Origin of the sequence: Emergencia sp. 1XD21-10, assembly GCF_009936045.1 — a bacterium.
GTDB lineage: Bacteria > Bacillota > Clostridia > Peptostreptococcales > Anaerovoracaceae > Senimuribacter > Senimuribacter intestinalis.
This window is the reverse complement of record NZ_QWEQ01000012.1, coordinates 89,821-101,529: the sequence shown is the minus strand read 5'-3', so window position 1 is coordinate 101,529 and position 11,709 is coordinate 89,821. Positions and strand designations below refer to the sequence as shown.

Below are 11,709 nucleotides of genomic sequence, written 5' to 3'. Positions count from 1 at the left end.
AATTTTTTCAATCATAAGATTAATATTTTTAATTTTTATATTGACTTTTTGAATTTACGATGTTAAATTATTGATATCGGAAGGGAGGAAAACGAGTTATTTATGAAAAAGATCATCAGCCGCTGTCCCGTCTGCGACGGGCAACTGAAGGTAACGAGACTGAAATGCAGCCGCTGTGAAACCGTCATCGAAAACGATTTTACACTGAGCAAGTTCGATTATCTTACAGAAGAAGAACTGTATTTCACAGAAACCTTTATCCGCTGTCGCGGCAATATTAAAGAAGTTGAGAAAGAACTGGGCATTTCCTATCCTACAGTGCGCGCTCGCCTGGACGGCATTATCAGAGCGCTGGGATATGAAAATGCAGCCAAAAAAGATGCGGAAGCAATGCGCAGAGAGGAGATCTTAAATTCGCTAGAAAAGGGAGAGATCACAGCAAAGCAGGCGCTTGCCATGCTGAAGTAAAACAAAATGAATCAATTTATGGAGGTAACCACAAGTGGAAGAGAAAATGAGAATTTTAAAAATGCTAGAAGAAGGAACCATCACCGCAGAAGAGGCGTCCGATCTGATAGAGGCACTGCAAAGCACAGATACACAGACCACCCTAATGGCTGAAAAGCCTTACAATAAACGGATGCTTCGCATCCTTGTGGACAATGAATCAAACGGTGACAAGGTCACAGTACAGTTCCCTGTGGGTGCTGTAAAAAAAATTCTAAAAGTCACAGGAAAACTGCCCCTGCCGGAAGAACAGATGCAGGATTTCGATTTAGCCGAATTGATGGAAGCCATCAACGAATGTCTGGATGAAGAACTAGACGGTGACATCGTCAATGTTACTTCTTCCGCCGAAAATACCACTATCCGAATCTGTATTGAATAGGTGATTCCCATGAAAATCAAAATTCACGCAGATAAATATCATATGACCATTCCTGTGCCCGTCAGTCTTGCAGGCGTTGCACTTAAGGTTATCCCAAATTCTGCCTTTGACGCCATGAAGGAATCCGTTCCTAAGGAGTTTGAACACTTAGTCAGCCGCAAAGCAATACAATTTTACTACAAGATGTGCAGGGAAATCATGGCGGAGTATCCCGGTCTTGAAATCGTTCATGTCGAATCCCATGACGGCGCAATGGTGTCCATCAGACTCTAACAAATTTTTTCACTACTAAAGAGTAAATATTTGGGATTAAGATTTATCTTTGGTATTATACATTTTTTGAAAAAGCTTACTATCCGTCGGGCAGGCGAGCCACTTTTTATAGATGGTTAAGAAATCCCTGCCGCGAAACTCTGCAAAATTACCTTGCATTTTTTTAGAAGATGTGCTATATTTTTATTCACCAAAAAGATTCACATACATACTTTGTTTAAGAGGGAGTAGCTGGCAGCCTGCTAAATCGCACGCAGCGAAAGCAGCATGGCTGTAGTAACATGCGTCAATACAATTACCCAAAGGTAATTCGCATCTACTTGAAATAGCGAGACTTTTAAAGCATATATTAATATTTGCTTTAAAGGTCTCTTTTTTGTTATCCAGGTGAAATCTGGGCATACTTAAGTTTAGAGAAACAGGAGGTTCATTTATGTATTACAATCAAGACATCAGTCAGGTGCTAAAAGCCTTTTCTTCCGCTTCTTCCGGGCTCAGCCCGCAGCAGATTGAAGAAAGCCGCAAAACCTACGGAGAAAATAAGCTTTACGAAAAAAAGAAGAAGAGCGCCCTAAGAATCTTTGCAGAACAGTTCCGCGATCTTTTAGTTATCATTCTGATTATTGCAGCAGCAATTTCTTTCTTTACAGGAAATCAAGAAAGTACCATCGTAATTCTGGTGGTGCTCATTCTCAATGCCATTCTTGGCACTGTGCAGTCCATCAAAGCCGAAAAATCCCTGACAAGTCTGAAAAATCTCTCTGCGCCTATTGCAAAGGTTATTCGCAGCGGAGAAGCACAGGAAATTCCCGCTACCCAGCTTGTCTGCGGTGATATCATCCGTCTTGATGCCGGCGATATCGTTGCCGGAGATGGTCGTATCATCGAAAGTCATTCTTTGAAAGTCAGTGAAAGTTCTCTGACTGGAGAATCTGAGAGTGTCGAAAAAAGTGCAGATATGATTACTGATCATAAAGTAGCGCTGGGAGATCAAACTAATATGGTATTCTCCGGTTCATTGGTTACTTATGGAAGGGCGCTTGCCGTTGTTACCGCTGTCGGCAATTCCACAGAACTTGGAAAAATTGCAAATCTGATGAATCAGACTGCCCAGCGGAAAACGCCCCTGCAGGTCACCATGGATAAATTCAGCCGAAACCTTTCCATCGGTATACTCCTTGTCTGCGCTGGTGTCTTTGCACTCAATCTCTATCGCGGCATGGAGTTCAGCGAATCCCTGCTCTTTGCAGTGGCATTAGCTGTAGCTGCCATTCCAGAAGCACTGTCCTCCATCATCACCATATCCCTTGCCATCGGCACCTCCCGCATGGCTGATCAGAATGCTATCATCAAAGAGCTAAACGCTGTCGAGGGGCTAGGCTGCGTTTCCATCATCTGCTCCGACAAAACCGGTACCCTAACCCAAAATAAAATGACAGTAGAGCAGCTTTCCGTTTCTTCTGAGAAGAAAGAGCCGCTTCTGCAAGCATCCATACTCTGTAACGATACAGTCATCACAGACGGTGCAGTTTCCGGCGATCCAACGGAAACTGCACTGGTCACCTACTATATGACCGAAAAAGATGACTACGATAAAGTAATGGCAGACTTCCCCCGTCTTTCGGAACTTCCCTTCGATTCCGACCGAAAGTTGATGAGTACTCTGCATGAAATAAACGGGGATCCAACCATGTATACTAAGGGCGCCTTAGATGTGATTTTAGCGCGAACCTCCACCCTTTCAGAAGATGAAAAAGAACAAATCCGTCAGACTAATACTGCTCTATCGAAGCAGGGTCTGCGGGTTCTCGCCTTTGCCCGTAAGATTCTGCCTGCACAAAAGGACCTGACCCTGGATGATGAACAAGATCTTGAATATCTAGGTCTGGTTGCCGAAATGGATCCGCCGCGTCCAGAATCTGCGCAGGCAGTAAAAGACTGTAAAACTGCCGGTATCAAAGCTATTATGATTACTGGTGACCACAAGGTGACTGCCTCTGCCATCGCAAAGCGAATCGGCATAATGGAAGAGGGAGATATTGCTGTAACCGGCACAGAACTTGACGCTATGAGTGACGACCAATTACAAGAAAAGCTGCCTCACATCAGCGTTTATGCTAGAGTCAGCCCCGATAACAAAATCAGAATTGTTAATGCCTGGCAATCCCGCGCCCACATCGTCGCCATGACCGGCGACGGCGTCAACGACGCCCCGGCACTGAGAAGTGCCGATGTGGGCGTAGCCATGGGAATCACAGGAACCGAAGTCGCAAAGGACTCCGCTTCCATGATATTGACCGACGATAATTTTGCTACCATCATCAAATCCGTACTCAACGGAAGAAACATCTATGCAAATATCCAAAATGCAATTCAGTTTCTTCTTTCCGGTAATGCTGCCGGAATCCTGACCGTGCTCTACGCCGCCCTCATGGCGCTGCCAGCGCCATTTACCGCAGTGCAGCTTCTGTTCATTAACCTGATTACAGACAGTCTGCCTGCCCTTGCCATCAGCATGGAACCTGCAAATCCTGCACTGATACACAATAAACCCCGTGCAAAAAACGCTTCCATACTGTCTGCAAATGCGCTGTTAAAAATCACAGTTCAGGGACTTCTAATCAGTGCAGCTGCCATTATTGCTTTTCACATGGGGCTAAAAACCAGTACTACTGCAGCTTCCACCATGGCGTTTGCCACATTATGCTTTGCAAGACTTTGGCACGGCTTTAACTGCAGAGGAAAAGCCTCCATTTTCCAGCTGGGCATATTTCGTAACATTTACACGATTGCAGCTTTTGCCCTTGGCGCCGCTCTGCTCTTTGCCATCTTGCGGCTTTCCATCTTTGAAACAGCCTTTGGTATCGCACCACTTTCTATCGATCAGCTGCTTCTGGTTTGCCTGCTCGCCTTTGTGCCTACACTGCTCATACAAATATGGAGGCTGGTCAAGGCCGCATTCCAGCCAAGCAGCTCCGCTTCGTAACACGCATTTTAGCAAAGAAAGCAGATAACTATAATAAAAACCTTAGAACTGCCAAAATCCCGAACTTTTAGGCGATTACTGCCCAAAAGTTCGGGATTTCTATATAGATTCCTGCATTTTGCTTTAACGATTAGCCGGGTTCTCATCTCGCCCTCCTGCCAGCTTCCACTTATATAATACCAGCGCCAGTATTAACGCCATAGTTTCTGAAACACCCATAGACAGCCATACGCCGATTTCTCCAAAGAGTTTTGCAAAGAGCAGCAGGCAAATTGTTACAAAGATCAAACCTCTGCCCATAGAGATTGCCATGGCTGGTTTGTTTTGTTCCAGCGCTGTGAAATATCCCGCCAGAATAATCACCACGCCCAGCGGCAGGAAAGAAAACGAAAACAGCTTAAAAGCCCGCACCCCATCCAGGTACAGCGCCATATCAAGGCTTGGATCGATGAAGACCGCCACCACCGGATTAGGGTAGAGTGCACCGACAGCAAAAGACAGCACCGAAGCTACTGCCGCACTAAAAATCGCAATGCGAAGAATATACCGATGAACCGTATTTTCCTTCCTGCCGTGATAGAAACTGACAAGAGGCTGCATGCCCTGATTAATCCCCATCATAGTCATCAGAATCAGCTGAGAAACGTAAGCGATGACCGTATAGATTACCACACCATTATCTCCAGAGACACGTATCAGCACATTGTTGAACATGAAAATAATCACGCCTACAGAAAACTCCGTGACACTGTCGGCTATGCCCAGTTTGGCAAAACCCAGCACCTCCCTGATATGCCATTTGATTTTTACAAACTTAAAGTAGGATTTTTTTGAAAGAAAATGACTCAAAAATACTGTAAAGGTTAGCACCTGAGAAATCCCCGTAGCAATAGCTGCACCCTTTATCCCCCACTGAAATACCATGACAAAGAAATAGTCCAGCGTAATATTGGTAACCGCTCCCACACAGGTCGTCATAATAGCCTTCTTTGGAAAGCCGTCCGCCTTAATCAAAACTTCCATATTATAAGAAGTCATATAGCATGGCACAAAGCAAACAATAATGCGCAGATAATCCTCTACATATTCTATCGTACCCTCCGTCGCACCCAAAAGCAGAGCGAGTCTATGCAAATTCAGCTGTGCTGCAATTACCACAATCCATGCCAGGCAAAATACAGTTACCGTACTGGTGGTAAAAATCCGACTTGCTTCCTTTTGATTATTTTGTCCTTTACAAATAGAAGCTTTTGTACTGGCGCCCACCGCAAATAAAATACCCAAAGCAAAAGCAGCATTAATCAGCGGCATAGCAATGTTGACAGCAGCCAGCGCCGTAGTGCTTACACCTCTTGACACAAACATGCCGTCCACCATAGTATAAATGGTGTAAACCCACATTGCTGCCACCGATGGCAGCGCATAGCTGAAAAATTTATGTTTAATCTCCCGTTTTACATCTAAATCCATGATTTCCTCCCATGCTCTTCCCTTTCATTATAAACCTTGGTATAATACTAAGGTAAAGGAGTTTTTTTATGAAAGAATACTACAAAATCGGAGAAATTTCAGCCCTGTATGGAATCGGTACCGACTCCCTGCGCTACTATGAGGAAATCGGGATTTTAAAGCCACATCGTGACAATAACGGCTACAGAATGTACGGTATTGGCGATATCCGCACGTTGAACATCCTGAGAGATCTGCGCACCATTGGCTTTTCTATGGAGGAAATCAAAAATCATCTGGCAGATTTTGATCTTGCCAAAACCCTGGCCCTTTTTCAGCAGGAAATTTCTGTTATCGACGAAAAAATGCTGACCCTGCAAAACCTGAAAAGTCAGCTGACAGACCGCATTTCAGAAATTGAGAGTCATAGAAGGAGCGCACCAGGCAGCGAACAGCCTCACGTCGAAGTCCTGCCTGTACGAAAAATTCTAAAGCTGAGTGAGAGGGTTTACCGTGATGAGGATTTGGACTTTGTCATCAAAAAACTGCAAAAGGAGCACGAATCACACCTCTATCTCATCGGAAACAGCAGAACCGGAGCCACTATTCCGCTGGATTTTATCGAAAAAGGCCACTATGGTCACTTCAACTCCGCTTTCTGTATTGTGGACAAAGGCAGCTTCGATACAACGCTTCCCGCAGGCAAATATCTTTGCGCAACCTGCTGCGGCAGCTACCAGAACATCCCTGCTGCATGGAAAAACTTTTTCATCCACATGAAAAAAAGCGGGTACACTGCTGAAAGCGACCCGCTTGAACTCTATATGATTGATAATCACGACACCAACTGCGAGGACGAATACATCACCCAGCTGCAGGTTAAAATTCGCGGCTGATATACGCTGCTATATCACACCATGAAGTGACAAAACACTGCATCCGATGCCTACTGCAAGGGCTCCTATCATGAAATAGCGGAAAGTTTTCATTCTGTCTTTTGTCGCAAAGGAAAACAAAATGATGGAAGCAAGGGCTCCGGTGATACTTAAAATCCCGGGATAAAACCATCCCTGATTCACTAGAGACCACGGGCTCAATCCTAGGCTATGAAAGACTTCTACCCCAAAGCAGTATCCGCTTTTCATCTCCATTCCAAAGAACAGAAAGAAAAGAAGCAGCCCTATCGCTAATATACGAATCAGTATGTTCTTCTTGTTTGTCTTTTGTGCTGCATTTTCCATAAAAACCCCTCCTTTTGATTCGATTATATCATAGAATTCTTATGTCTGCAACACCAACTTGCCAGTCAAATGTCTCAGTTTCCCAGCTCTTTCAGCGACTTAAAGGTATATCCCTCGTCTTTCCACCTTTTAATCAGTTCCTGCAAAATCTTTGCATTGGTCTTAGAAGTGGAGTGAAGAAGTATCACCGCCCCATTATGAGTCCTTGGCAGCAGTTTTTCCAACGCTTCCTCTCTAGTCGGCTGTTTGTCAACATACCAATCTACGTAAGCAAGACTCCAAAAGACGGTGGTATAGCCCAGCTTTTTCGCCTGCTCCAAATTGGAGGTGCTGAACTTGCCCTGGGGCGGTCTGTAGAACTTTTGCATTTCTTTTCCTGTAACCTCTTTGTAGATTTTTTCTACCCCTTCCAATTCCTCTTTTAATGCAGCCTCGTCGGTGATAGCTGACATATCCGGGTGATGCATGGTGTGATTGCCGACGATATGCCCTTCCTTCGCCATGCGCTTTACTAAATCCCCGTTTTCCTTCATATAAGTTCCTACCAGGAAAAATGCAGCAGGCACTTTTTCTTTTTTTAGCACGTCTAAAATCTCTCCAGTGCAGCCGTTTTCAAAGCCGGCGTCAAAGGTTAAATACAATACCTTTTCTTTGGAATCACTGCAGTAATATGCATCGTATTTAGCGAGTTCTTCACTGCTGGCATTTCCCACAGGCGGCTGCCCTTCAGTCTGAAAAGACAGACCCCAGTCCGTAGCCTGCGTGCTTCCTGCGGTCATCTGTTCCGGTCCTTTCTTCGCCTCTCCCGGTTTGACGACTCGATAGCCCGCAGCAAGACCGATAGCCAGTACCGCTGCCAATGCGCCTACTCCCACTTGCCTTACTCTCTTTTTATTAATATCGATAAACATGGTACACTATATGCAAAACGCTCACCGCCTATGACTGCCAAGCCGTTAAATCTGCACCATGACGTTATATTTCAATGTCAAATGGTGCAGACTCTTCTTCAACGGCTCCCCAATCCGCACCATTGACCCTCATTTTAGAAAAAATGGTGCAAAAATACGATGCCAGCTTAGAAATAGCCGCTTCTATTTTTCTATAATTTTACGGTAAACCTGGTCCCAAACTCAGGTCTGGACAGTACTTCGATTTCTCCCTTATGGGCGTCGATAATCCACTTTGCAATGGAAAGCCCAAGGCCAGTTCCTGATTCTGATCGGCTCCTGGCAGCGTCTGCCCGATAAAACCGCTCAAATACATGCACCACTTCCGAAGAAGCCATCCCGATTCCTTCATCCTGAACAATATAAGCAGGTCTTCCGTCAATGCGCTTTGTTCTAAGATAAATAGTATCTCCTGAGCCTGAATACTTAGCCGCATTTTGTACTAGAATGCGCAGGGACTGTTTCAGCATGGCGCGATCTGCACGCAGCCAAAGACCCGGTTCACCCTCAAAGCGGTACACATGATCCTCATCAATCATCTCCGATTCTTCCCACACCTCTTCTACAATTTCCGTCAGATTCACCTGCGTGAACTCCAGCGTATTCCGTCCGCTGTCACCTCTGGCAAGAAACAAAAGCTGTTCAATGAGGTTTTTCATATGTTCAGACTCGTTCTTAATTGCTTCGATGGATTCTTCCAGAATTTTTTCGTCTTCCTTGCCCCAGCGATCCAGCATATTAACATACCCTTGAATAACCGAAATAGGCGTGCGCAACTCGTGGGAAGCGTCAGAAACAAAACGATCCTGCTGCCTGTGGCTTTCCCGCATGCGCTCAATCAGATTATTGATGGCAATCTCCAGACTGCGAAGATCCTGATCTCCCGTGGAAACTTTTGCCTCTGGATTTTCCGGATCCAGTCCTGAGACCGCCTGTTCAAAACTTTCCATTTTTGCACTGTCAAAAGCCATGTTAGAAAGCTTTTCTGTTCTGACTGCAATGTCGTTAAGGGGTTTCATCAGATGACGCACCTTTTTGGTGTGAAACAAATCCTCAATAAGCATAACTGCCTGAAGGATTAACAAAATCAGCGCCGGTATTTTAAAGAATGCACCATAATCCCGAATGTAATAGGAATAGACTTTTCCTGATTCTGTCTCTATGATATACCGCCAGTTTTCATAGTTACCCCAGATAAAATCCCGATTGCTGACCATTTCTGAATCCGGCACCAGTCCCTCTCTCCAAAGGAAAAAGCTGACGCAAATAGTAATCAGCAATATCAGGTCGATGGCGATGAAATTAGCAAACTGGCGCAGCCAGAACTCAAAATTTATCTTTCTGGCAATAGAGGTCATGCGGCTTGCTTCGTTCATCTTTTTAATCCTCTTTGACTGCATAGCCTACGCCTCGCACAGTTGTAATAAATTTAATGCCGAAACGATCGTCAAGTTTGCTTCTGATGTGGCGCACATATACATCAATGATATTCGTTTCCCCCATATAATCATAGCCGCATACACTGTCCAAAAGCTTTTCCCGATTCAAAACAATATTCTTATTTTCCATGAGAATGCGAACCAGCTCATATTCTCTGTGATTTAGCTCTACGATTTCGCCGTTATAGGTGACCTCGTGACGATCTGTATCCATGGTGACTCCTTTTACGGTGAATTTTCTGGTCTGCTTCTGTCCACTGCGTTTCTTGAATACGACACGAATTCTCGCCAGCAGTTCTTCAATTGCAAAAGGCTTGGTAATATAGTCGTCCGCCCCAGAATCAAGTCCGGAAACCTTATCCATAACCGCATCTCTAGCCGTCAGCATAATAACCGGCATATCAGAAGCCCTTCTGAGCCTTCTGAGCACTTCCAAACCGTTGAGACCAGGCAGCATGATGTCAAGAAGCATCAGATCAAAGCCGCCGCTTTCCGCTAGTTCCAAACCCTGTCTGCCGTCAAAAGCCTTGACTACTGAGTATCCTTCATGAGCAAGTTCAAGTTCCACAAATCTTGCTATTTTGGTATCGTCTTCTACCAGTAAAATTTTCTCTGCCACCTGTATCTCTCCTACTTTCGCTGTTATTTATTTTTCGGGTTGGAAGATCCCTTCACGAACTCTTGGGAAAACTCCTGTCTCACCGTTTCCGCAGCTTCTGCTGCCTTATCACACGCTTTGTTGATATCTACAGACTGTGTGATTGTTCCACTAAAGCTATAGCTATAGCCGAAGAACATTCCTACAATCATCAGCGGCACGATTACCCAAAATGTGCAGCACAGAAGTAAAATCAAAACGATAACCGGCGCATTGACAACTTCCTGTCCATAGCGTTTGACGATAAAAAAGTTTTCACAGCCTTTTTTAATAAGCTGCCCAAACCATTTCAAAATGCGCACCATGATGTTTCCAAACTTCTCACCGTCTTTTTCCTCGTAGCACATTGCCGCCTCTCGAAATTCCTCACTGGTTTCCTCTGTTTTGGTTGTGTAAGAGCCCATTTCCGGTTTCTTGATTTTGCCCTGACTTTCAAGAAGTACGATGGCGTCCAGCAGATCCTCTCCTGCTTCTTCTAAAGCGTTCTTCGCCTCTGCATAAGACACACCTGTCTTTTCGATGATTTTTTCAATTTTTTCAAGCTTATCCATGATAATTTCCTTTCCATTTTTAATCGTTTTCTATGGTATCCCCTTTTGCATATTTATCTTACCTCGCCAACATGAAAGAAAAAGGAAAGAAAGATTAAAAATAGATTAACGTTTTAATAAATCTCTAATGACTTCTCCTGCGATAAGAAGTCCCGCCACCGGCGGCACAAAACTGATACTGCCCGGTGTTCTGCTTCCTGTTTTCACCGGCTCTTCTTTAGAATATAGAACTTTTACGTCTTTGATCCCACGGTCCCGCAGTTCTTTTCTGATAACCTTTGCCAAAGGACAAACGCTGGTATTACTGATATCGGTAATCTCAAAGCGTGAAGCATCCAGCTTGTTTCCTGTTCCCATGGAGGAAATTACCGGCGTTGCTGCCTCCTTACACCTGCAAATAATATCCAGTTTGGCTGAAGTGGTATCAATAGCGTCCACCACATAGTCGTAGTCCGTAAAGTCAAACTGTGCCGCTTCCTGCGTATCAGGCAGGTAAAAACACCCATAGGTGCTTACTTTACAGCTCGGGTTGATAGATAAAATCCTTTGCTCCATAACCTTTACTTTTTCCATGCCCAGGGTATCATAGGTTGCAATAATCTGCCTATTGATATTGCTTTCTGAAATCACATCGTTATCTACAATAGAAATCATCCCAACTCCTGCTCTCGCCAGAGCTTCACACACATAGCCTCCAACACCACCTGCGCCGAAGACGAGAACCTTTGCCAAAGCCAGGCTGTTGACACCTGCCTCTCCAATCAGTAACTCTGTTCTCTCTGTCCTGCTCATCTTCTAAGTTCTCCTATCACGCCGTAAATAGTTTCGCCGCCATATCCCTTGCTGCCAAGACGCCTTGCAATCCTTCCCAAAATTTTTTCCGGAATTTCCTCGTCTCTGCTGACACCTGCAATACGCAGCACCTTCTCCGCTTCTGCCAGTGCCATCGCCCGCTCGTCGTATTCGTTTTCTTCTTCCTGCAAGTAATCCTCAAAAGCATTTTCTATAGTCAAACCGTCCACGCCCTTCTGGCGCAACTCCTGAAAAACCTTTCTCTTGCCCTTGCCTTTTTCAAAGGCATAGCGAAAATAGGCTATACAGTACGTGGCATCGTTTAAGTATCCATAGGATAAAAAACGCTGAATAAGCGCTTCAATTTCCTCTTCCTCAAAACCCTTTTCTGCTAATTTCTTTTTCATCTCAAAAACAGTGCGGCTTCTGGCGGATAAATACCGCAAAGCCGCATTGTCTATACTGACTGCCATAAGTCCTC

Annotated in this window: 13 protein-coding genes; 5 read left to right on the top strand and 8 right to left on the bottom strand. The window is 44.7% G+C overall.

The window, feature by feature from the left end; genetic code table 11:
* The first annotated feature begins 102 nt into the window (after positions 1 to 102).
* From D1151_RS09135 to D1151_RS09120, 4 genes are all read left to right on the top strand, one after another.
* Complete coding sequence (locus D1151_RS09135) at positions 103 to 468, top strand: DUF2089 domain-containing protein (protein ID WP_160200693.1); 366 nt, start codon at positions 103 to 105, stop codon at positions 466 to 468.
* Positions 469 to 502: 34 nt separating this feature from the next.
* Positions 503 to 889 carry a hypothetical protein gene (locus D1151_RS09130; protein ID WP_160200694.1) on the top strand — a complete coding sequence of 129 codons (387 nt, stop codon included), beginning with the start codon at positions 503 to 505 and terminating at the stop codon, positions 887 to 889.
* Between the two features lie 9 nt (positions 890 to 898).
* Positions 899 to 1,162, top strand: a complete 264-nt coding sequence (locus tag D1151_RS09125) for a hypothetical protein (RefSeq protein WP_161908693.1) — start codon at positions 899 to 901, stop codon at positions 1,160 to 1,162.
* Between the two features lie 433 nt (positions 1,163 to 1,595).
* Entirely contained in the window at positions 1,596 to 4,148 is a 2,553-nt protein-coding gene (locus tag D1151_RS09120; RefSeq protein ID WP_161908692.1) for a cation-translocating P-type ATPase, read from the top strand.
* Between the two features lie 123 nt (positions 4,149 to 4,271).
* Here the strand turns inward: D1151_RS09120 and D1151_RS09115 are convergent, their stop codons facing one another.
* The gene (locus tag D1151_RS09115; RefSeq protein WP_161908691.1) at positions 4,272 to 5,618 is read right to left on the bottom strand and encodes an MATE family efflux transporter; all 1,347 of its coding nucleotides are present in this window, start codon (positions 5,616 to 5,618) and stop codon (positions 4,272 to 4,274) included.
* 68 nt (positions 5,619 to 5,686) lie between these two features.
* On the opposite strand from D1151_RS09115, the gene D1151_RS09110 reads away from it, so the two are divergent.
* On the top strand, positions 5,687 to 6,493 hold the full coding sequence (locus tag D1151_RS09110; RefSeq protein WP_160200698.1) for a MerR family transcriptional regulator: 807 nt from the start codon (positions 5,687 to 5,689) through the stop codon (positions 6,491 to 6,493).
* A 9-nt stretch (positions 6,494 to 6,502) separates the two neighbouring features.
* On the opposite strand, the gene D1151_RS09105 is transcribed toward D1151_RS09110, so the two are convergent.
* The 7 genes from D1151_RS09105 to D1151_RS09075 form a co-directional block, all read right to left on the bottom strand.
* A complete protein-coding gene (locus tag D1151_RS09105; protein ID WP_160200699.1) occupies positions 6,503 to 6,838 on the bottom strand; it encodes a hypothetical protein in 336 nt (111 codons plus the stop codon).
* A gap of 74 nt (positions 6,839 to 6,912) precedes the next feature.
* On the bottom strand, positions 6,913 to 7,713 hold the full coding sequence (pdaA, locus tag D1151_RS09100; RefSeq protein ID WP_251630282.1) for a delta-lactam-biosynthetic de-N-acetylase: 801 nt from the start codon (positions 7,711 to 7,713) through the stop codon (positions 6,913 to 6,915).
* Positions 7,714 to 7,940: 227 nt separating this feature from the next.
* Positions 7,941 to 9,164, bottom strand: a complete 1,224-nt coding sequence (locus tag D1151_RS09095) for a cell wall metabolism sensor histidine kinase WalK (RefSeq protein WP_160200701.1) — start codon at positions 9,162 to 9,164, stop codon at positions 7,941 to 7,943.
* A 4-nt stretch (positions 9,165 to 9,168) separates the two neighbouring features.
* The gene (locus D1151_RS09090; protein ID WP_161908690.1) at positions 9,169 to 9,846 is read right to left on the bottom strand and encodes a response regulator transcription factor; all 678 of its coding nucleotides are present in this window, start codon (positions 9,844 to 9,846) and stop codon (positions 9,169 to 9,171) included.
* A 23-nt stretch (positions 9,847 to 9,869) separates the two neighbouring features.
* Complete coding sequence (locus D1151_RS09085) at positions 9,870 to 10,436, bottom strand: DUF4342 domain-containing protein (protein WP_161908689.1); 567 nt, start codon at positions 10,434 to 10,436, stop codon at positions 9,870 to 9,872.
* 105 nt (positions 10,437 to 10,541) lie between these two features.
* Positions 10,542 to 11,228, bottom strand: a complete 687-nt coding sequence (locus tag D1151_RS09080) for a ThiF family adenylyltransferase (RefSeq protein WP_161908688.1) — start codon at positions 11,226 to 11,228, stop codon at positions 10,542 to 10,544.
* The gene (locus D1151_RS09075; protein ID WP_161908687.1) at positions 11,225 to 11,701 is read right to left on the bottom strand and encodes a regulatory protein RecX; all 477 of its coding nucleotides are present in this window, start codon (positions 11,699 to 11,701) and stop codon (positions 11,225 to 11,227) included. Before D1151_RS09075 ends, D1151_RS09080 begins: the two co-directional genes overlap by 4 nt.
* Between the last annotated feature and the right edge of the window lie 8 nt (positions 11,702 to 11,709).

Coding starts and splice junctions, on each gene's coding strand:
- D1151_RS09080 (WP_161908688.1), bottom strand. CDS start 11,228: ATGAGCAGGACAGAGAGAACAGAGTTACTGATTGGAGAGGCAGGTGTC.
- D1151_RS09095 (WP_160200701.1), bottom strand. CDS start 9,164: ATGAACGAAGCAAGCCGCATGACCTCTATTGCCAGAAAGATAAATTTT.
- D1151_RS09115 (WP_161908691.1), bottom strand. CDS start 5,618: ATGGATTTAGATGTAAAACGGGAGATTAAACATAAATTTTTCAGCTAT.
- D1151_RS09125 (WP_161908693.1), top strand. CDS start 899: ATGAAAATCAAAATTCACGCAGATAAATATCATATGACCATTCCTGTG.
- D1151_RS09120 (WP_161908692.1), top strand. CDS start 1,596: ATGTATTACAATCAAGACATCAGTCAGGTGCTAAAAGCCTTTTCTTCC.
- D1151_RS09085 (WP_161908689.1), bottom strand. CDS start 10,436: ATGGATAAGCTTGAAAAAATTGAAAAAATCATCGAAAAGACAGGTGTG.
- D1151_RS09135 (WP_160200693.1), top strand. CDS start 103: ATGAAAAAGATCATCAGCCGCTGTCCCGTCTGCGACGGGCAACTGAAG.
- D1151_RS09075 (WP_161908687.1), bottom strand. CDS start 11,701: ATGGCAGTCAGTATAGACAATGCGGCTTTGCGGTATTTATCCGCCAGA.
- D1151_RS09105 (WP_160200699.1), bottom strand. CDS start 6,838: ATGGAAAATGCAGCACAAAAGACAAACAAGAAGAACATACTGATTCGT.
- D1151_RS09110 (WP_160200698.1), top strand. CDS start 5,687: ATGAAAGAATACTACAAAATCGGAGAAATTTCAGCCCTGTATGGAATC.